This window comes from Enterobacter sp. JH25, from assembly GCF_021725435.1.
Classification (GTDB): domain Bacteria; phylum Pseudomonadota; class Gammaproteobacteria; order Enterobacterales; family Enterobacteriaceae; genus Enterobacter; species Enterobacter intestinihominis.
In genome coordinates, this window is sequence record NZ_CP091319.1 from 4,397,676 (window position 1) to 4,418,014 (window position 20,339).

Annotated in this window: 17 protein-coding genes; 4 read left to right on the forward strand and 13 right to left on the reverse strand. The window is 50.3% G+C overall.

The genetic code is table 11. The features are described 5' to 3' along the window. Positions 1-158 precede the first annotated feature (158 nt). The 6 genes from pcoS to pcoA are packed head-to-tail and all read right to left on the reverse strand — an operon-like array spanning position 159 to position 6,358. Positions 159-1,559 (reverse strand): copper resistance membrane spanning protein PcoS, encoded by a 1,401-nt coding sequence (gene pcoS / locus L2Y28_RS21225; protein WP_001211180.1) that lies wholly within the window; start codon positions 1,557-1,559, stop codon positions 159-161. Then, complete coding sequence (gene pcoR, locus L2Y28_RS21230; RefSeq protein ID WP_001188930.1) at positions 1,556-2,236, reverse strand: copper response regulator transcription factor PcoR; 681 nt, start codon at positions 2,234-2,236, stop codon at positions 1,556-1,558. The genes pcoS and pcoR overlap by 4 nt, the downstream gene beginning before the upstream one ends. A 54-nt stretch (positions 2,237-2,290) precedes the next feature. After that, positions 2,291-3,169 carry a copper resistance inner membrane protein PcoD gene (pcoD, locus tag L2Y28_RS21235; RefSeq protein ID WP_229692861.1) on the reverse strand — a complete coding sequence of 293 codons (879 nt, stop codon included), beginning with the start codon at positions 3,167-3,169 and terminating at the stop codon, positions 2,291-2,293. A gap of 55 nt (positions 3,170-3,224) precedes the next feature. After that, positions 3,225-3,605 (reverse strand): copper resistance system metallochaperone PcoC, encoded by a 381-nt coding sequence (pcoC, locus tag L2Y28_RS21240; protein ID WP_000025662.1) that lies wholly within the window; start codon positions 3,603-3,605, stop codon positions 3,225-3,227. Positions 3,606-3,644: 39 nt separating this feature from the next. Further along, complete coding sequence (gene pcoB / locus L2Y28_RS21245) at positions 3,645-4,535, reverse strand: copper resistance outer membrane transporter PcoB (RefSeq protein WP_023063424.1); 891 nt, start codon at positions 4,533-4,535, stop codon at positions 3,645-3,647. Between the two features lie 5 nt (positions 4,536-4,540). Continuing rightward, positions 4,541-6,358: a multicopper oxidase PcoA gene (pcoA, locus tag L2Y28_RS21250; RefSeq protein ID WP_000925243.1), complete on the reverse strand. Its 1,818-nt coding sequence runs from the start codon at positions 6,356-6,358 to the stop codon at positions 4,541-4,543. Between the two features lie 234 nt (positions 6,359-6,592). Between pcoA and L2Y28_RS21255 the strand changes: the two genes are divergently transcribed. Beyond that, on the forward strand, positions 6,593-7,042 hold the full coding sequence (locus L2Y28_RS21255) for a hypothetical protein (protein ID WP_001023231.1): 450 nt from the start codon (positions 6,593-6,595) through the stop codon (positions 7,040-7,042). A gap of 274 nt (positions 7,043-7,316) precedes the next feature. After that, positions 7,317-8,054 (forward strand): peptidoglycan DD-metalloendopeptidase family protein, encoded by a 738-nt coding sequence (locus tag L2Y28_RS21260; RefSeq protein WP_000287499.1) that lies wholly within the window; start codon positions 7,317-7,319, stop codon positions 8,052-8,054. 33 nt (positions 8,055-8,087) lie between these two features. Here L2Y28_RS21260 and L2Y28_RS21265 read toward each other — a convergent pair whose 3' ends face one another. The 7 genes from L2Y28_RS21265 to silC form a co-directional block, all read right to left on the reverse strand. Beyond that, positions 8,088-8,285, reverse strand: coding sequence for a DUF2933 domain-containing protein (locus L2Y28_RS21265; RefSeq protein WP_000843494.1), 198 nt, complete (start codon positions 8,283-8,285; stop codon positions 8,088-8,090). A 40-nt stretch (positions 8,286-8,325) separates the two neighbouring features. Continuing rightward, the gene (silP, locus tag L2Y28_RS21270) at positions 8,326-10,785 is read right to left on the reverse strand and encodes an Ag(+)-translocating P-type ATPase SilP (protein WP_022649703.1); all 2,460 of its coding nucleotides are present in this window, start codon (positions 10,783-10,785) and stop codon (positions 8,326-8,328) included. 127 nt (positions 10,786-10,912) lie between these two features. Continuing rightward, on the reverse strand, positions 10,913-11,353 hold the full coding sequence (locus L2Y28_RS21275) for a DUF411 domain-containing protein (protein WP_000720618.1): 441 nt from the start codon (positions 11,351-11,353) through the stop codon (positions 10,913-10,915). A gap of 85 nt (positions 11,354-11,438) precedes the next feature. Then, positions 11,439-14,585 (reverse strand): Cu(+)/Ag(+) efflux RND transporter permease subunit SilA, encoded by a 3,147-nt coding sequence (gene silA / locus L2Y28_RS21280; protein ID WP_001759379.1) that lies wholly within the window; start codon positions 14,583-14,585, stop codon positions 11,439-11,441. A gap of 10 nt (positions 14,586-14,595) precedes the next feature. Further along, the gene (gene silB, locus L2Y28_RS21285; RefSeq protein ID WP_233336362.1) at positions 14,596-15,888 is read right to left on the reverse strand and encodes a Cu(+)/Ag(+) efflux RND transporter periplasmic adaptor subunit SilB; all 1,293 of its coding nucleotides are present in this window, start codon (positions 15,886-15,888) and stop codon (positions 14,596-14,598) included. 113 nt (positions 15,889-16,001) lie between these two features. Then, complete coding sequence (locus L2Y28_RS21290; protein WP_001246152.1) at positions 16,002-16,355, reverse strand: Cu(+)/Ag(+) efflux RND transporter periplasmic metallochaperone SilF; 354 nt, start codon at positions 16,353-16,355, stop codon at positions 16,002-16,004. 27 nt (positions 16,356-16,382) lie between these two features. After that, the gene (gene silC, locus L2Y28_RS21295) at positions 16,383-17,768 is read right to left on the reverse strand and encodes a Cu(+)/Ag(+) efflux RND transporter outer membrane channel SilC (RefSeq protein ID WP_236919568.1); all 1,386 of its coding nucleotides are present in this window, start codon (positions 17,766-17,768) and stop codon (positions 16,383-16,385) included. 189 nt (positions 17,769-17,957) lie between these two features. Here silC and silR point away from each other — a divergent pair, with 189 nt between their 5' ends. Beyond that, entirely contained in the window at positions 17,958-18,638 is a 681-nt protein-coding gene (silR, locus tag L2Y28_RS21300; protein WP_000697966.1) for a copper/silver response regulator transcription factor SilR, read from the forward strand. Continuing rightward, positions 18,631-20,112, forward strand: coding sequence for a copper/silver sensor histidine kinase SilS (silS, locus tag L2Y28_RS21305; protein ID WP_000555733.1), 1,482 nt, complete (start codon positions 18,631-18,633; stop codon positions 20,110-20,112). Before silR ends, silS begins: the two co-directional genes overlap by 8 nt. The last annotated feature ends 227 nt before the right edge of the window (positions 20,113-20,339 follow it).

Below are 20,339 nucleotides of genomic sequence, written 5' to 3' on the forward strand. Positions count from 1 at the left end.
TTGATCTCAGGGCGGGTTAATCATCACTCCAGGAACCAGGTGATTGTGTTATCACGCTGCTCCTGATTTATGAATAATTATAAAAAACCGCCTCTGTTTATCGCGTGACTGAATGATGACAATTTTGTCACCTTCCAGGTTTCTCCTGAACAACGGGATTAATCCATTAACAGGCGCACTTTGAACACAATTTCACGCCCCTGCTGTTCTGCTGACAGCTCGCCGCCGTGAGCATGAATGATCGACCTTGTAATTGATAATCCCAGCCCCGCGCCTTCCGTGTTGTAGAACCTTGATGAGTCTGCGCGATAGAACCGGTCAAACAAACGTTCCAGATTAGCGGGAACCTGGCCGGACATCGTATTCGTAATCATCACGTTCACACAGTCACTGTCACGCTCAAGGTGTATCGCTGTACAGGTGTTATCGGGAGAATACTTGATTGCATTGGAAAGCAGGTTACTGAAAGCACGTCGGAGCATATCGCTGTCTCCGGCAACAACGCCCTCTCCTTCAACCGTGATTGTCTTTCCTGTTTCGTCTGCCAGGGGCTCGAACAACTCACGTAATTCATTCAGTTCGGCTGCCAGATCCACATCATGTTTATCCAGCCGCAGCAGACCATGCTCTGAACGTGCCAGAAAAAGCATGTCACTGGTCATTCGTGACAACCTTTTCAGTTCTTCCAGGTTAGCGAATAAAATTTCGCGGTAATGCGAAACATCCCTTTCCTTAGCCAGTGCAAACTGCGTCTGCATCATCAGATTACTGACTGGTGTGCGCAGCTCATGCGCGATGTCAGACGAGAAATCTGACAGTTTCCGGAATGCCCCCTCCAGGCGATCAAACATATTATTGAACTCCTGCATGGTCTCAGAGATTTCCGGCGGAGCCAGATCGGGATTTAGACGCTGATCCAGGCTGTGTACGGTCATGGAGGAAGCCAGACTGGTCATTTCCCGTAGCGGTTTCAGACCAATACGTGTGGTCAGCCAGCCCAGAAAAACAGAAATAAAGACCAGACCGATATTGAACCAGAACAGCCAGGTACTGAGTTTGTCCATAAACAGGGTGTGATACCCAGTATCCGTGGCAACCGTAATGATGACATGTTTGCTTTTACCCTGTTCCGGCGTCACGGCAACCCGCCGCGAGATACTGCGGTACACGGTGTTATTTTCTTCCGTCTGGATCATATAGTCGAGAATATCACCCGACTTATTAAGCAGGACCGCTGGAACAACAGAATTTTTGGCATAGAGTTCAACAATTTTTTCATTTTCCATGTTTTTTATAGAAATGAATAAGCCATTGTGCCCCACCATCGCATCGTTTATTTTTTCTGATAATGACTTAATATCCGTTTTGTTCCTGAACGTCTCTGTTTTAAGAAACTCTTCGGTGAGCTGAAGTTTACCTGTCAGAAAATCGCGGTCCTGATTATCGAAATAGCCATTAAGGGTGCTAATCAGGATAAAACTTGATAACCACCATACCGTAAGCATCACCGCAGAAAAAATCAGGCTCAGGCGTGTGGTCAGGGAAATTTTGAACCTCACTCTTCTCTGATCTCCAGGACATATCCGGCACCGCGAACGGTATGGATCAGTTTTGGCTCAAAGTCATCATCAATTTTACTTCTCAGACGTCTCACGGCGACATCAATCACATTCGTATCACTGTCAAAATTCATGTTCCAGACCAGGGACGAGATAAGACTCCTGGGTAACACTTCTCCGGTGCGTTGCAGCAGCAACTCAAGCAGAACGTATTCTTTACCGGTGAGATGGATCTTCTTCCCCGAACGGATCACGGTCCGGCGCACCATATCAACGGTCATATCGGCGATGGTGCAGACTGTTGCGGCCTGCGAGCGTGCCCGGCGCAGTAGGGTTCTTACACGTGCAACCAGCTCCGTAAAATCAAAGGGCTTAATCAGGTAGTCATCTGCGCCAAGCTCCAGTCCTTTCACTTTGTCCCGCACGTTGTCCTTTGCGGTTAAAAACAGGACCGGTTCTTCGTGCCCGGACTCCCTCAGTGCGCTGATGATTTGCCACCCGTCGAGGAAAGGCAGCATCACGTCCAGTATTATCAAATCATACTGTCCCTTCGACGCGGCCCCGAGACCATCGCGGCCATTATTAAAGAGATCGGCCTGATAGCCTTCCTCAACCAGTCCCTGCTGCAGGTAACGACCTGTTTTTTGTTCGTCTTCAACGATTAAAATACGCTGCATGGTCAACTCGCTGATATGAAAGTAAAAATCTCACGCATGAGCTTTGGCTGTCCCCTAGCTGACCTGAGACGGAGCAAGCATTCCGAGCCACGCTACGGCGCCCAGAATGATAATCGCAACAACGAATTCTGTCAGGATGCTGTTTCGCATCAGGGCAACGCTGCGATCATAATTCCCTTCCCTGACCATAACTTCAAGCCGGGGACCCAGGTGAAACCGGTTTGCTGCAGCCAGAAGAAGCATCAGAACAAACAGAGCCGTCTTGGCAAGCAATATCCTCCCCCAGGAACTGTTGAATAAGGGAGTTAAGTTACCCTCAGCAATATACAGATAGTTGACCAGCGCACTCAGGATCAGGGCTACAACAATCACCGTTCCTGCCGTGGCAAATTTTGCCAGGGAGTCAGATATCACAATGACGCTCTGTGCATTATGCTCGTTTCTGCGCATCAGCAGGATAGCAAATGCAACCAGAGCACCTGTCCAGGCACCTGCAGCGCCGAGATGGGTCAGATCGCTCAGTAAATGGAGATAGTAATGCAGACCGTCATGCATAACGGCGTGTCCTCCCCAGGCAAGTGTAGCCAGCGCCACGCCCCCACTCATCGTCATCAGCAGGCAGGACAATACTCTCTTATTAGTGTAAAGGAACAAAGCACCGAGTGTGGTAAACAGGGCACAGAGCCTGACAATCCAGCTAATACCCACATCAGTTTCTTCTATCACCATCTCGATAACATGGATGGATAATTCTCTGAGGTCAGTTACTCCACTCATGGCATTAGATACCAGGAGCATATTAATGCCAGTAAGAATGATGCCTGTAACAACAGCAAAGGTTATAAACGACCTGAAATTAGTCAGGTTATAGGTTTCATGTCTGACACCGCTTATTCCATATATCTGAAAAAATGGCAATCCAAATATTACCATCAAATCCAGATAAAGAAGAAAACGAATAACAATCATAATCAGGTCGTTCATAATATTACTTCACTGTAAAGGTGTAATTACCGGTAATAGGGTGCGTATCTGAAGAAACCGCGCGCCAGTCAACACGATAAGTGCCAGCGGGTAAAGGCTCTCGCGGAATAATGACCATCGATTTAGGGTCAGCGCCTGGCGCCACTTTTGCCGCGACCGGCATCGGAGAATGTGATGACATGCCTTTCATACCCGTCATCGTTAATTTTGCACCTGAGAATTTCACGGTCAGATTTTCCGAGAAATTAAGCTGAATCTTTTCCGGGGCCGCTACGGCTGAATCAGCCTGTGGCACAGAGCTTTTTAATTCCGGATGGGCCATAGCAGAGAAAGCAACGCCCATAACGAGGCCACCTGTAAGAATGGCTTTATTTAAAATCGACATTTTATTTACCTGTTTAGTTGAGTGTTTTATATCAGTGCGTTAAAACCAGATTCTGGCTCCCGCCAGGAATACTACCTGATGGTCTTTCTCACCTTCTCTTTTCGCCATATCGGATGTTTTCCCGTAAAGTTGATTCCAGGAAACGCCTATATAGGGTGCAAACTCACGGCGTATTTCATAGCGCAGCCGGAGCCCCAGCTCTGTGTCAGTCAGTCCCCTGCCGCGACCCCGCGATTCATCATCCTGACTGTAGAAATTCACCTCATAGGATGGCTGGAGTATGAGCCGGTTAGTCAGTAAAACGTCGTATTCTCCTCCCAGACGAAGGGCTGCTTTTCCGCCATTACTGACAAAACCCGTAATTTCAGACTCAAAATTATAGAGTGCCAGCCCCTGAAAACCGACAGCAGCCCAGGTCCGGGCAGAAGCAGGTCTGAAATCCTGCCTGACACCCGTAACCAAATCCCACCATGGGCCAACCGCATGTCCCCAGAGTAACTGCGCTTCAGCCGCCTCCGTTTCCCCATTGCTTCGTTCACCTTCACTCTTTAGCCAAATCCGATCTGTGTCGCCTCCAATCCAGCTGTTAACACTCCAGCTGAAATTGTTGGTGTTATCCGACCGTTGCCATTCCAGTTGATCCAGCAGAACCAGATAATTAATCGCACTGTCGTGAATCGCATGCCCCTGTAAATTGCCGAATGCAGCCTTCCGGTCGGCATCGGTAACAGGCGGAATTGGCGTTCTGCTCTCAGTTACAATGGGCTCCATTGACGTCATCTCAGTGAAATTCTCATCTGCTGGCATCTGCATGGCAGACATGTCGTGCCCGGCGTGGGGATCTGCAGAGACGGAGCCCGCCGCAATAGAAAGCTGTGAGGTAAACAAACCGGCGACCAGAACAGGTATGGCCTTCAAATTTCTCTTCATTCGCATCATTCCTCCACCCGGACTTCACGAAACATTCCCATTTCCATGTGATAGAGCAAATGGCAGTGATACGCCCAGCGGCCAAGCGCATCTGCTGTCACTCTGTAACTGCGTTTTGTACCAGGGGGAACATCTATTGTGTGTTTACGAACCATGAAATTACCGTTTTCATCTTCCAGATCGCTCCACATACCATGCAGGTGAATGGGGTGAGTCATCATGGTATCGTTGATCAGCGTGATCCTGAGCCGCTCACCGTATTTCAGCAGCACCGGTGCGGCATCTGAAAACTTGATTCCGTTAAATGACCAGGCAAACTTTTCCATGTGGCCGGTTAAATGCAGTTCTATGGTACGGCCAGGTTCACGTCCGTCAGGATCCTCAAAGCGGCTTTTCAAATCCGCGTACGTGAGAACCTTTCTTCCGTTATTTCGAAGACCAATACCCGGATCATTTAATTTCGGAGAGACGCTCATCGCCTGCATATCAACCAGTGGGTTATCCGTTTCTGACGCAGGATGACTTTGCATACCCGGCATTCCGGCCATCCGGGAATGATCCATACCGGCCATGCTGCTGTGATCCATGGGCGCGGAGGATGTCCCGCTATCCGGAAGGTCAGCACCGTCCATAGACATCATCTCTCCGCTGTTATCCATGCCTCCCATCTGGCTGTGGTCCATTCTTGCCATATCATGTCCCATTCCCCCCATACCCATATCTTCCATGGTCAACAGAGGACGGGGATCGAGGGGGGGAACGGCAGCACTTAACCCCTCTCTCGTGGCCAGTGTCCCTCGAGCGTAACCGGTCCTGTCCATGGATTGTGCGAAGATGGTATAGGCCTCACCCTGAGGCTCCACAATGACATCATAGGTTTCGGCAACGGCAATCCTGAATTCGTCAACGGTAACCGGGTTTACATACTGGCCATCTGCAGCCACGACCGTCATTTTCAGCCCGGGGATACGGATATCGAAATAGGTCATTGCCGAGCCGTTGATAAACCGTAAGCGTATCTTTTCACCGGGACGGAACAGTCCGGTCCAGTTTTTCAGCGGGGCCTGCCCGTTCATGAGATAGGTGTAGGTGTAGCCACTGACATCCGCGAGGTCAGTCGGATTCATTTTCATTTCAGCCCACATTTTCCGATCGGCAATGGTGGCTGACAGCCCCCTGGTATTCACGTCGCGGAAAAAAGAGCCAACGGTTGGTTTATTGAAATTGTAGTAATCCGACTGTTTTTTTAATTTTTTCAGCAGGCTGTGAGGATTTTCATCGGTCCAGTCAGACAACATGACCACATGCTCACGATCGTAAGCAAACGGTTCTGGCTCCCTGGCATCGATGATAATGGCACCGTATACCCCCTCCTGTTCCTGCAGACCGGAATGGCTGTGGTACCAGTAAGTCCCGTTCTGCTTAACCTTAAAGGTGTAAACGTAGGTATCATCAGGCTCTATGCCCATAAAACTCAGCCCCGGAACACCATCCATATTGGCCGGAAGAATAATGCCGTGCCAGTGAATGGACGTCTGTTCATTAAGACGGTTTTTGACCTTCAGGGTAATGGTGTCACCTTCTTTCCAGCGAAGAACGGGCCCCGGCAGGCCTCCATTGATTGTTTTGGCCTGACGCTCACTGCCCGTGATATTGACGGCCGTTTCACCAATGGTCAGGTCAAACTGAGTACCCTGCAGGGATGCGGCAACTGGCAGGCTCAGACTGGAACGCGCATTGAAACTCCATACGCCAAGACTTCCGGCTACGCCAGAGAGGGTTAACCCCTTCAGGAAAGTTCGTCGAGACGTTTTCAACAGCATGCGCATTCCCTTATTTAAAGTATGGTTACTGACAGAATTCGAGAACCGATTTAAATTAAATTACTGGTTCATCCACTTACAATGAAATGAATCTAGCACACCTTAAGAAACAAATTCATTACAATCGTGTAATGTACATAGCTGTATTACATTTACGTCATCTTCCCCACAGGTTGATTATTTTTATATATGATCATAAGGACATCTTTTATGTACCTCAGAAGGTAATTACACATGAATATATTAATCACGGCCACTGCGTTTACAGCTTTATTTTGTGGGGCAGCTTTTGCTCAGTCCAGTGATATTGCCCATGAAGCACATCGATTTGTTAATAATGCCTCAGCCGTCAGTCATGTGAATTCCTCGACGCATGAAAACTTACCGGACAGGGTTAATAAAAACAACACGCCCTCATTCTCTGAAATGAATGAACATGAAAGGGCCATTGTTGCTCATTCATTTATGAACAACAGCGCGTCCTATGCACATCAGAAAATGATTGAGGAACATAAAAAAATGCTGTCCGACAGTGGTGCAAATTCAAAGACCTCCTCTTCTTCTTTTAACGAACTGAATGCCGGAGAGAAAGCCGCCCTCGTGCATGAGCAGGTCAATAATGCCGGTGCGGAAGCTCATCAGACACAGGCAAGAAAGCTTCGCGGCCTGTATTCCTCCAGGTAACTGCAGGCGGGTTAGTGCTTAGCAGGGCTTTACTGACGGGTTACGTAGCAGGACATGAGCCCCATATTGCTCTGCCGTAACCTGTTTCAGTCCCGTTAATCATCACCGTCAGGCTGGTCATACAGTTCCCAGATCTTCAGGAGCAAACGGGAAACAAGATATGTTACAAAAATGACGACCATCAACGGTACTCCCGATTAACTGGCAGATGACACGCCTCCTGAAAACCCCTAGCATACGCCGCAGTGTTCATGCTAACGGCGAATTCCAGTAAATGTATTCTACCGATGTCGTAAAAGAAAATGCTTACCTTTCAGCCACCCGCTCGGGGCTGGAATCGAACGAGATCGCTATCCTTCAGCGCTCTTTGCCTTCCCGCTTTAATCTTCGGCATTTGAAAAAAAATGAATCATTAAAACTCGTACTGCAAAAGAAAGCGGGAAAATCACGTGTAGTGGCTTATAAATTTACGTCCGGCTCATTTAATTACACGGCGTATCGTATATCAGACAAAAAGTTCTATAATCTTTCCGATACTTCCGGGAAAGGCAGTCTCGATTATCCGTTACCAGCCACAGCAAGACTCAGTTCACCTTTCAATCCTGCAAGACTTAACCCGGTATCGGGAAAAGTGAGTCCCCATAATGGCATTGATTATTCCATGCCCATGAACACGAAAATAGTCAGCGTCATCGACGGAAAAATCACCCGGGCCGAATACAACAGTACCATGGGATATTTTGTTGAAGTAACGGGAAAAGCCGGTGTTAAAACTCGCTATCTCCACCTCAATAAAATACTCGTTACTAAAGGGGCCAGAGTTACCCGGGGAGGTGCTATTGCGTTATCCGGTAACAGCGGACGTTCATCCGGTCCTCATTTACATTACGAGCTGGTCATCAATAACAATCCTGTTAATTCACTGGCGTTCCGGGCATCGGCACCCGCTGATAACAAACTCGAACAGCATGCCTTTGCGCATGCCAGAGACTACGAACGATACCTGGACTGATAACGGGACCGCGACGCGGCCCCGTTTGCCGGATTAATTTTTTTTATCGTTTTCACTTCCGTGATGTTGGTGATCCCCATGCCCTCCGTGGCCGTGGAAAAGATGCATTAGCGGGCAGACCAGCAATAACAGATATGGCCAGTAACCTGCCACATGTGACCAGTGTTCTCGCAGGAGGGCAAATGCCGCGATCGCGGCGACAGCAATAAGCGCATAGGTGGTACTTTTCATACTGGACTCCTTCTGTTCATAACAGACCCTTCACTCAGTGTTATTTCCCGAGCCTGACACTTTTCAGACGCAACGCATTCACAATGACGCTGACGGAAGAAAGAGCCATGGCCGCCGCCGCAATAACTGGCGACAGCAGTATTCCATACACAGGATAAAGCAGGCCTGCAGCCACCGGCACACCAAGTGCGTTGTAGATAAATGCAAAAAACAGATTCTGTCGGATATTTTTCATGGTGATCTCTGACAGATGACGGGCCCTGTTCAGTATCATCAGGTCGCCTTTGAGAAGGGTGACTCCGGCACTTTCAATTGCCACATCTGTACCCGTTCCCATGGCTATTCCCACGTCAGCCGCTGCCAGCGCCGGGGCATCATTCACACCGTCTCCGGCCATCGCAACCACATGGCCAGACGCTTTCAGTCGGGTTATCACTGCTTTTTTGCCATCCGGCAGAATCCCGGCTTCAACCTCATCTATTCCCAGTTTCCGTGCGACTGCTTCAGCGGTAAGCTGGTTATCCCCGGTGAGCATAACGATGCGGATCCCCGCCTGACGCAACGCTTTAAGTGCATCCGGCGTGGTTGCTTTCACGGGATCCGAAATAGCTATCAGGCCTGCAAGGTCCCCGTCCGTGGCCACATAGATAACGGTAGCGCCTTCCATCCGCAACGTATCCGCAACGGCCTTTTGATTATCAACAACGATACTGTTTTCCTGCATAACCAGTTCATTACCAATAACAATCCGTTGACCTTCGACATCGCCTGTGACACCTTTACCCGACGGCGCATCGAAATGAGTGACTGCGGGTATTGCGATCCCCTTTTCCTGTGCTGCTCTGACGACTGCCATACCCAGCGGATGCTGCGAGCCTTTTTCCACTGCGGCCGTTACACGCAAAAGAGAGGCTTCCCCACCCGGACTGAGACTGATAATTCCTGTCACCGTAGGCGAACCTTCCGTGAGCGTGCCTGTTTTGTCGACAACCAGCGTGTCCACTTTTTCAAGACGCTCAAGGACTTCGGCATTTTTGATTAACACCCCGGCCTGGGCTCCTTTGCCCACCCCCACCATTATCGACATCGGCGTGGCCAGCCCCAGCGCGCAGGGACAGGCAATAATCAGGACCGACACAGCCGCAATCAGACCGTGCGCCATCCTGGGCTCGGGCCCCCAGACAGACCAGATCACGAAAGCAACAACCGCGATAAGTATCACCAGAGGAACAAACCAGCCTGAAACGCTGTCAGCCATTCTCTGGATGGGGGCTCGCGAACGCTGTGCATCAGCGACCATCTGAACAATTCGTGAGAGCATCGTTTCATCTCCGACTTTCTCTGCACGGATGATAAGACTACCTGTCTGATTAATCGTCCCCCCAATGACAGGGGCACCCTCCGTTTTGGTAACCGGCATAGACTCCCCGGTCACCATCGATTCATCAACGGTTGTTGTGCCTTCGACCACGATACCGTCGACCGGAATACTCTCCCCAGGTCTGATGCGGAGCTTATCGCCAGGCAGGACATCTTCCGCATTAATATCCGTTTCATGACCGTCATGGTCCAGCCGCCTGGCGGTTTTGGGGGCAAGGTTCAGAAGCGCAGTAATGGCACCTGAGGTTTGTTCCCGTGCCCGCAGCTCAAGAACCTGTCCCAGCAGTACAAGCACCGTAATTACTGCCGCGGCTTCAAAATAAACGGCCACCAGGCCATCCATGTTTCTGAACGATGCAGGAAACCAGGAGGGGAAGACAGTTGCAATGACGCTGTAAACCCAGGCTACGCCGGTCCCCATAGCAACAAGGGTAAACATATTCAGGGAACGGTTACGTAACGACATCCCGGCCCGGGCGAAAAATGGCCAGCCACACCACAACACGACAGGAGAGGCCAGAAGCAGCTGCAGCCATGTGTTGTACTGTGGCGATACTATATTTCTCAAGGCGGGAAACAGATGAGATCCCATTTCGAGTATCAGAACCGGAAACGCCAGCAACAACCCCAGCCAGAAGCGTCTTGTCATGTCGCGAAGTTCATCGCTTGGCCCCGTGGATGCCGTGGCTACGAGTGGTTCCAGTGCCATTCCACAGACAGGACAGCTTCCTGGACCACGACGGCGTATCTCCGGGTGCATCGGGCATGTCCACACACCTTCAGAAATATCGTTCTCCGCCTGGTGGTGAGGCTGTTTTATCTGATCAGGGATGACCTCGTGGTGATGGTGGTGATGGTGGTGATGGTGGTGATGGGAATGTTCACTGGCATCTTCTGTAAGATAATGATCGGGATGAGCTTTAAATTTGCTCTCACAGCTGGCGGAGCAGAAATAAAGCTGATGCTCCTGGTATCGAATGCTGCTGTGCGCCTTATCGGGCATGATTGTCATCCCGCACACGGGATCTCTCACCTTATGCAATACGTGACTCTCGTCCGGGGATAATGTCTGTTCAGAGGCAGTCTGGTTGTTGTGTTGCACTGCATTGTCATTTTTCACAGTAACTCTCCTTATGCAAACCTGAAGCGTCTTCTGTATTCAGGTTATGTCATGGATGCGATTACCACGAATGTCGCCGGCACAGGAGTGCCTGCTACCGGCGTCCCGTTATCAGCCGTTCCGCTGACTATTCGATTCGCTGGAAGATCTTTTTACTGCCCTCCGGAGAGAATGCGATAACATCGTAAGCCTCTTTACGGGCCCCCATCTCCATTCCCGGGCTTCCCGCAGGCATACCGGGGGTGGCAAGGCCATAAATCCCTGAACCAGACTGCATTGCCTTATGTATCGTTGTGGCAGGCACATGACCTTCAATGATCAAATTACCAGTAACTGCGGTATGACAGCTTCTCAGCTCAGCAGGAACAGCATATTTTTCTTTCAGGGCTGACAGAGCCTGATCATTCATGACGTGGGTCCGTACCTCAAACCCGTCCTTTTCCATCGCCTTGCCCCACAGGGAACAGCAACCACAGTTTTCAGACTTGTACATGTCTATTACTTTTTCACCTGCCATTGCCGGAAGTGAAAGGCCAAAAGCCAGGGCCATTAAAATTATTTTTTTCATACTCACCTCTGTATGTTATCGATGTAAACCCTGACGTCAGGGTGAATTTATGCAAAAGGACACCCGCAGGGGTGTCCTTTCAGGGTTATGACACGCTCTTTTTATGTCTGCGCAGCCAGATGAGTTTATAGGCGGCAGGAATAATGAACAGGGACAGCAGCGGAGCTGTGATCATCCCGCCAATCATGGGGGCCGCAATACGGCTCATGACTTCTGAACCTGCGCCGGTTCCCCAGAGTATCGGCAGCAGACCCGCGATGATCACCGCCACGGTCATGGCTTTCGGCCGGACACGCAGCACGGCACCATGATAAAGGGCTTCATCAAGACCTTCCGGTGTGAACGTCTCTTTACGGGACAATTCCGGGTGCACTTCAATGGCATGACGCAGATACATCAGCATGACCACGCCAAACTCTGCTGCCACCCCGGCCAGGGCGATAAACCCGGTTCCGGTCGCCACTGACATATGGAAGCCCTGCCAGTACAGGAACCATATTCCGCCAACTAGGGCGAACGGCAGGCTCATCAGGATCAGCAGGGCTTCGTCAACCCGGCGGAATGCCAGATACAACAGGATGAAAATGATCATCACCGTCATCGGCACCATCAGCTTCAGTTTCTTGTTGGCATGCTCAAGCAGTTCAAACTGTCCGGAGAATGCCACACTGGTTCCCGGTCTCAGTTTCACTTTCTCGCTGATGGCCGTCTTAATGTCGTTAACCACCGACACCATGTCCCTGCCGCGGGCATCAACATAAATCCAGCTGGCTGGCCGGGCATTTTCGGTTTTCAGCATGGTTGGTCCAGAAACGACGTTAATATCCGCGACATCGCCCAGCGTGATCTGCTGCTTCATCGGGGTCAGGATCGGCATCTGTTTCAGCGCCTGCGGACTGTTCCGGTAATCCTGCGGGTAGCGAATGTTAATAGGGTACCGGGCCACCCCTTCAACTGTCTCACCCACCATAGCACCTCCGATTGCTGAAGAGACGAACAGCTGGACATCACCTACCGTCATCCCGTAGCGGGAGGCTTTCTCCCGGTTGATATCGATATCGATGTAGCGCCCGCCCTCAAGTCGCTCAGCCAGGACAGACACCACGCCAGGCACGGTTTTGGCTACCGCCTCGATACTCTGCGCCGTCGCGTCGATATCGGACAGAACAGTCCCGGACACTTTGATACCTATCGGGCTTTTGATCCCGGTTGAGAGCATATCAATACGGTTACGGATAGGCGGCACCCAGAGGTTTGCCAGACCCGGTAAACGGACTGTCCTGTCGAGTTCATCAATAATCTTGTCAATTGTCATGCCGGGACGCCACTGATCCTCAGGTTTGAGCTGGATCGTGGTTTCCACCATTTCGAGCGGCGCGGAATCCGTTGCGGTCTCTGCTTTACCGGTCTTGCCAAATACAGAAGCCACTTCAGGAACGCTTTTGATTAACTTGTCTGTTGTCTGCAGGAGCGCTGCAGCTTCTGCCGGAGAGACGCCAGGCAAGGTCGACGGCATATACAGCAGATCGCCCTCGTTAATCTTCGGCAGAAATTCACCGCCCACCTGACTCAGTGGCCAGATAACCGTGAAAATGGACAAGGCCGCAACCAGCAGGGTTGTTTTTGGCCAGTGGAGGACCCGCAGCAGCAAAGGATGATACGCTTTGATCAGCACCCGGTTCAGGGGGTTACTGGTCTCTGCAGGAATTTTCCCCCGGATCCAGAATCCCATCAGAATAGGAATGACGATGATGGCCAGTGCGGCCGCTCCCGCCATGGAGTACGTTTTCGTGAATGCCAGCGGGCCAAACAGACGACCTTCCTGCCCTTCCAGGGTAAAGATAGGAATAAAGGACAGGGTGATGATCAGCAGGCTAATGAACAACGCGGGTCCCACTTCCACGGAGGCGTCGGTAATCACCTTCCAGCGGGTGGCGTTGTCAATCTGCTCACCCGGATGCTGATGATCCCACTCCTCAAGCCGTTTGTGCGCATTTTCAATCATCACAATGGCGGCATCCACCATCGCACCGACGGCAATCGCTATCCCTCCCAGCGACATGATATTGGCGTTCAGTCCCTGGAAGTGCATGACGATAAAGGCGATACACAGGCCAAGCGGCAGAGAGATAATCGCCACCAGGGCAGAACGTACGTGCCACAGGAACAGAGCACAGACGATGGCCACCACGATAAACTCTTCCAGAAGTTTGGAACTGAGGTTATCAATCGCCCGGTCGATTAACTGGCTGCGATCGTAGGTGGTCACGATTTCAACGCCTTCCGGCAGGCTGGCCTTCAGCGTCTCCAGTTTATCCCTCACTGCCGTGATAACGTCGCGCGCATTTTTACCCGACCGCAGGATCACCACGCCGCCAGCGACTTCTCCCTGGCCGTTCAGCTCGGCAATACCACGCCTCATTTCGGGCCCGGTCTGCACGCGGGCAACATCCCGCAGATAAACCGGCACGCCGTTCTCACCTGTTTTCAGGACGATGTTATTAAAATCATCAATGCTCTGAAGATAACCGCTGGCACGGACCATATACTCCGCTTCGGCCATTTCAACGGATGAACCACCGGCCTCCTGGTTAGACGATTCAAGAGCCTGTTTCACTTCGGGCAGGCTGATCCCATACTGGGACAGTTTTACCGGATTGACCTGAATCTGGTACTGCTTCACCACGCCACCAACCGAGGCTACCTCAGCCACGTTCGGGATGGTCTTCAGTTCAAATTTCAGAAACCAGTCCTGCAAAGAACGCAGTTCTGAAAGGTCGTGTTTTCCGCTGCGATCGACCAGGGCATATTCAAATATCCAGCCCACTCCCGTGGCGTCCGGACCGATTTCAGAGCTCACACCCGCAGGCAGTTTGCCCTGAACCTGATTCAGGTATTCCAGCACGCGCGAACGGGCCCAGTACAGATCGGTCCCGTCTTCAAAAATGACATACACATACGAATCACCGAACTGTGAAAAGCCACGCACGGTTTTTGCGCCAGGTACGGACAGCATGGTGGTGGTAAGCGGATAGGTGACCTGGTTTTCTACAATCTGCGGAGCCTGTCCGGGATAGCTGGTTTTAATAATGACCTGCACATCTGACAGGTCAGGCAGCGCATCGACCGGCGTGTTAATTATCGTCCATGTGCCCCAGATGCTGAGAAACAGTGCGCCCATCATGACCAGGAAACGGTTGGCGACAGAGCGCCGGATAATCCATTCAATCATCGTCGTCTCCTCAGTGCCCTGAATGCATATTTACAGGCTGCTCAGACATTGCTGGCATACTGTTTTCTGTTTTTTCAGGGTGGCGCATACGTTCCAGCGCGCCCGTAATATTGGCTTCGGAGTCAATGAGGAACAGGCCACTGACCACCACGGTATCGCCTTCATTAAGACCGGAGCCAATGCCGGACTGTTGCTGTGATTCATGCAGAACGTGGATCTGTTTCGGCACAAACTTGCCTTCATCATCAACAGTAATCACGCGCTGTTCTTTGCCGGTATCGATAACGGCCTGGCTTGTTATCAGCAGCATCTCCTGACTTTGGGTATTCAGTTTGAGATAGGCATTCATGCCCGGCTTGAGAAACTCATCCTTGTTAGTAACCTGGAGGCGGACCTGAAGCGTGCGGGTTGTCTGATCCACGCTGGGAAGAATGTTCCATTTTTCGACATGGAATGTTTTATCCGGATAAGCCGGTACCGAAATTTCAAACTGCGACGTATCTTTCAGCAGATAGGCGATAGATTCTGGCACTGCAGCGCTGATCCAGACCGGGTCCATCCCCTGAATCTGAGCCACCACCTTATCTTTGGAAATATTCATGCCGGTGCGCAGGTCAAATGCAGTAATGACACCATCAATAGGTGCTTTAATGGTAAAACGGGTCTGGATTGTGCGGGTTGAACGCAGCCTTTGAATATCCTCTTCCGGCATACCAGCCAGACGAAGTCGCTCCAGAACCCCTTTTATCTGGGTTGGCGTACCGCCTGTACCGGATAACAGCAGAAACTCACTTTGTGCCTCAACCCATTCAGGAATGGTGATATCGATAAGCGGAGTGCCTTTCTTCACATGATCGCCAATCGTCAGGGGATACACTTTTTCGACGAAACCGTCAGAACGCGCCTGCACAATGACAAACTGATATTCGTTGTAACTGACATTAGCCGGGATTGTCTGAGAATAATTCAGCATTCCTCGCGTGACTTTTTGCGTTTTTAATCCCAGATTCTGAACCTGAGTTGGATCGATACGGATCCCGCCACTGCTTTTATCGCCACTTTCATCAGCATATTTCGGCACAAGGTCCATATCCATAAAAGGCGATTTTCCGGGTTTATCAAATTTGGTATCCGGTTTCATAGGGTCATACCAGAAAAGTACCTTTTTCTCCGGTGCCTTTTGTTCTGCTGGTACTGTTTTTTGTGATGAGTTTAAATACTGCCAGGCAGTAACCGATATCAGCCCCCCTGCTATGAGGCTGCTGATAATTATTGCAGCATATTTTATCTTTAAAGAAGCCATACAATTTCTCGCTGAAAAATCAAAACACCTGGCATATGCGCACGATTATTCATTCACAGTAATCCCATAATGAATGTTCAGGCGCACTGGATGTATTCGCTCCGGACTGTTAATCAGGATTGCGTAACGTTAATGCTTTTGAGTAAGGAGATATTGCCCTGCTGAATAAACGAGAAATCGACATGGTTGCCGGTTTTCAGGGCATTGATAGCGTCGTCTGCATTAACAAAAGTGAAGCGCATGGTCATTGCAGGCCAGCCCACCGCCGGGATTGCTTCGTGCGAAATGGTAATCTTTTTACTATTCATATCAATGTCTTTAACGATACCGGTGCCCTTGATAACCTGCTGTACCGAAGCATCACTGGCAGCATTCATATCGCCATGCTGATGTGTTTCAGCATGAAGACCGGCAGAAAACATGACAGAGAAGGCACCAAATAAAACGGCTTTAAGTGAATTACGCATTTTAATTTCCTGATTAATTGAATAAATTTACTCTACCCAACCGCCACCCAGCGCGGTAAACAGATTAATTTCGTTAACCTGTCGGGAATAGGTAAGATCGAGAATGGTTTGCTGCGTCGCGAAGAGGGAACGTTCTGCATCCAGCACTTCGATGTAACTGACAGCACCACTTGCATACAATCCTCTGGCACGCTGTAGAGTTATCTGAAGTGAATCAAGATAACGCTGCTGTGACTCAAGTTGCTGGCTAAGGCTGTCGCGCAGCGCAAGCGTGTCGGAAACATCCTTAAAGGCTGACTGAATTTTTTGTTCGTAATTAACCACGGACTGTTGCTGGCGAATTTCAGCCAGCTTCAGATTGGCTTTGTTCCTGCCAGCATTAAATATAGGAATTTCAATTTTAGGAATAAAATTCCACATTCCACTTCCTGACGTAAAGAGGCTGGACAGCTCCGTACTGCTTGAGGAGAGACCACTGGTCAGGGTAATGGACGGGAAAAAAGCCGCTCGCGCTGCGCCAATATTGGCATCAGCCGCTTTCAACTGGTATTCCGCTTCCATAATATCCGGACGCTGCAGCAATATTTGTGACGACAGATTTGGTGGCAATTTTACTGGTGCGATCTCCCCACCTTTAATCCCTTTTTCTGACGGAACTGCGCGGTACGTTCCCAGCACCAGTTGCAGGGCATTGTTTGCCTGAGCCAGATCGCCTTCTCGTTTGGCTATTTCGGCGCGGGTACTTTCGATTTGCCCCCTGGCTTGTTCAAGCGCCAGAACGTTCGTACTCCCGGTCACCAGTTGTTGCTCAACGAATGCATAAGACTGTTCATAATTTTTCAGCGTTTCCCGCGCAATACGGAGTTGTTCGTACGCCAGTTGCTGGCTGAAATAGCTCTGTGAAACGTTGGAGACCAGCAGGATGTGTACGGCACGACGGGCTTCTTCGCTGGCAAAGTAGTTCTGGCGATCAGCCTCACTCATGTTCTTAAGTTTGCCAAAAAAATCGAGCTCATAGCTGAGCTCCAGACCCGCGTCGTACTCCTGTGTGGTCGGCTTGTCACCTTTCAGACCACCGTTGTATGTGATCCCGGATGAGGCATTCAGTTGGGGATAACGATCTGCATCCGTGACGTTGAACTGGGCCCGGGCCTCTTCAACCTTCAGGGCAGCCATTCTCAAATCACGGTTATTATTCAGGGCTTCACCGAAAAGCCTGCTGACCTGGGGATCGACAAAAAAGTTTCGCCAGCCCGTATCCTGATAGCTGTTTACCGCAGGCGTCAGACTGTTTTTAGACAATGAAAACTGCTGGGGAACCGGAGCTGGCGGACGCTGATATTCAGGTGCCAGAGAAACACAACCAGCCAGGATGAATATGGTACTGATGCTGAGTAATTTTAATTTGAACATAACGCTTCTCGTACAGGCAGACCTGGTAAATGGTTCAAACGAAGTCCAGAGTATTGATAGGGATACTTTACCGAACGCTCTCTGTTTGCCGGGTGACAGGATAATGACAATGTTGTCATTTTTGCTGTAATCCGTTGATAACGATCGTGGGCGCAATAAAATGACATTAGCAGCCAGCCGGGGAGCATGATGAAAATATTAATCGTTGAAGACGAAATTAAAACAGGTGAATATCTCAGCAAGGGGCTGACAGAGGCGGGGTTCGTCGTGGATCACGCTGATAATGGTCTGACCGGATATCATCTTGCCATGACAGCCGAGTATGATTTAGCCATCCTGGATATCATGCTGCCTGATGTAAACGGCTGGGATATCATCCGTATGCTGCGCAGTGCCGGAAAGGGGATGCCGGTATTACTGCTGACGGCCCTTGGCACGATTGAACACAGGGTCAAAGGACTTGAGCTGGGTGCGGACGATTATCTGGTGAAGCCCTTTGCGTTTGCTGAACTGCTCGCCCGGGTAAGAACCCTCCTCAGGCGGGGAAACACGATGATCACGGAAAGCCAGCTTAAAGTGGCTGACCTCTCGGTTGATCTCGTATCCAGAAAAGTCAGCCGCGCCGGGAACCGCATTGTGCTCACCAGTAAAGAGTTCAGCTTGCTGGAATTCTTCATTCGCCATCAGGGAGAAGTTCTTCCCCGCTCCCTGATTGCCTCTCAGGTCTGGGACATGAATTTTGACAGCGACACTAACGCGATTGATGTCGCAGTAAAGCGACTCCGCGCTAAAATAGACAACGATTACGGGACAAAACTGATCCAGACAGTGCGGGGCGTGGGCTACATGCTGGAGATCCCGGATGCATAGCAAACCGTCCAGACGACCTTTCTCACTCGCTCTGCGGCTGACCTTTTTTATCAGCCTGTCCACAATACTGGCGTTTATCGCCTTCACCTGGTTTATGCTGCATTCTGTTGAAAAGCATTTTGCCGAGCAGGATGTCAGCGATCTGCAACAAATCAGCACCACACTGAGCCGTATACTCCAGTCCCCGGCAGATCCGGATGAAAAAAAAGTAAGCAAAATAAAGGAATCGATCGCCAGCTACCGCAACGTTGCCCTTTTGCTCCTCAATCCCCGGGGTGAGGTGCTGTACAGCTCTGCGCAGGGGGCAGCACTACGCCCGGCCGTGAATTCAGCCGATTTTAGCGAGCACAGCCGCGCACGGGATGTCTTTCTCTGGACGGTGGAGGATACTGCGAGAGCGATGGATACCGGGTCCGGAATGAAGATGGAAACGTACCGGATTATCGCCTCCTCTGGCCAGGCGACATTTCAGGGCAAACAGCAGAACTATGTCATGCTGACTGGCCTCTCCATTAATTTCCATCTCCATTACCTCGATGCGCTGAAAAAAAATCTGATTGCGATTGCCGTCGTGATAAGCCTGCTGATTGTTCTGATCATTCGCATTGCTGTCCGTCAGGGGCACCTGCCCCTTCGTAATGTCAGCAATGCCATTAAAAACATCACCTCCGAGAATCTTGATGCGCGGCTGGAACCGACACGCGTTCCCATTGAGCTGGAGCAGCTGGTTATCTCGTTCAATCATATGATTGGAAAGATTGAGGATGTTTTTACCCGCCAGGCCAATTTCTCTGCCGATATCGCGCACGAGATCAGAACACCCATCACCAATCTGGTGACGCAGACTGAAATCGCTCTGAGTCAGGATCGAACGCAGAAGGAACTTGAGGATGTCCTCTATTCCAGCCTTGAAGAGTATAACCGGATGACCAAAATGGTCAGCGACATGCTGTTCCTGGCACAGGCGGACAATAATCAGCTGATACCTGACAGGGTTCGGTTTGACCTCAGAGCAGAAGTCATGAAAGTCTTCGAGTTTTTCGAAGCCTGGGCCGAAGAACGCAATATTATGCTCAAATTTAACGGGATGCCCTGCCTGGTTGAGGGAGATCCACAAATGTTCAGAAGAGCGATCAATAATCTGTTATCCAACGCCCTGCGTTATACCCCAGAGGGACAGGCAATCACCGTCTCAATAAGAGAGCAGGAGAGCTTTTTTGACCTTGTGATTGAAAATCCGGGGAAACCAATCCCTGAAGAGCATTTATCAAGGTTGTTTGACCGTTTTTATCGGGTGGATCCGTCCAGACAACGAAAAGGAGAAGGCAGCGGCATCGGCCTTGCGATTGTGAAGTCAATCGTGGAAGCACATCACGGAAGAGTGCAGGTGGAATCGGACGTACACTCAACGCGTTTTATCTTATCCGTGCCCAGACTGGAGAAAATGATTCCGGACACCCAGTGCTGGGAATAAAGATTTAAATGACAAAGATGTCATTAGCCTGTCATGCAGCAAACAGAAGCCATTCGATATAATTAGTGCAACTTATCAGGAAGGCTGGATTGCTTTATCAATATCCGGCGTCAGTGGACGCCAGGAAATGAATATCCAGTCCTCTCCCGGAGAAATAAACACTTCCGAACCTGTTTCAGTTATGGAACTGAAAACACCGGTTGTACTCCCCCGGACATCACTAATTA

Coding starts and splice junctions, on each gene's coding strand:
- L2Y28_RS21260 (WP_000287499.1), top strand. CDS start 7,317: ATGTATTCTACCGATGTCGTAAAAGAAAATGCTTACCTTTCAGCCACC.
- silB (WP_233336362.1), bottom strand. CDS start 15,888: ATGGCTTCTTTAAAGATAAAATATGCTGCAATAATTATCAGCAGCCTC.
- silS (WP_000555733.1), top strand. CDS start 18,631: ATGCATAGCAAACCGTCCAGACGACCTTTCTCACTCGCTCTGCGGCTG.
- pcoC (WP_000025662.1), bottom strand. CDS start 3,605: ATGTCGATTTTAAATAAAGCCATTCTTACAGGTGGCCTCGTTATGGGC.
- L2Y28_RS21290 (WP_001246152.1), bottom strand. CDS start 16,355: ATGCGTAATTCACTTAAAGCCGTTTTATTTGGTGCCTTCTCTGTCATG.
- L2Y28_RS21255 (WP_001023231.1), top strand. CDS start 6,593: ATGAATATATTAATCACGGCCACTGCGTTTACAGCTTTATTTTGTGGG.
- silR (WP_000697966.1), top strand. CDS start 17,958: ATGAAAATATTAATCGTTGAAGACGAAATTAAAACAGGTGAATATCTC.
- pcoR (WP_001188930.1), bottom strand. CDS start 2,236: ATGCAGCGTATTTTAATCGTTGAAGACGAACAAAAAACAGGTCGTTAC.
- silC (WP_236919568.1), bottom strand. CDS start 17,768: ATGTTCAAATTAAAATTACTCAGCATCAGTACCATATTCATCCTGGCT.
- pcoB (WP_023063424.1), bottom strand. CDS start 4,535: ATGAAGAGAAATTTGAAGGCCATACCTGTTCTGGTCGCCGGTTTGTTT.
- L2Y28_RS21265 (WP_000843494.1), bottom strand. CDS start 8,285: ATGAAAAGTACCACCTATGCGCTTATTGCTGTCGCCGCGATCGCGGCA.
- pcoA (WP_000925243.1), bottom strand. CDS start 6,358: ATGCTGTTGAAAACGTCTCGACGAACTTTCCTGAAGGGGTTAACCCTC.
- silA (WP_001759379.1), bottom strand. CDS start 14,585: ATGATTGAATGGATTATCCGGCGCTCTGTCGCCAACCGTTTCCTGGTC.
- pcoD (WP_229692861.1), bottom strand. CDS start 3,169: ATGGTAATATTTGGATTGCCATTTTTTCAGATATATGGAATAAGCGGT.
- L2Y28_RS21275 (WP_000720618.1), bottom strand. CDS start 11,353: ATGAAAAAAATAATTTTAATGGCCCTGGCTTTTGGCCTTTCACTTCCG.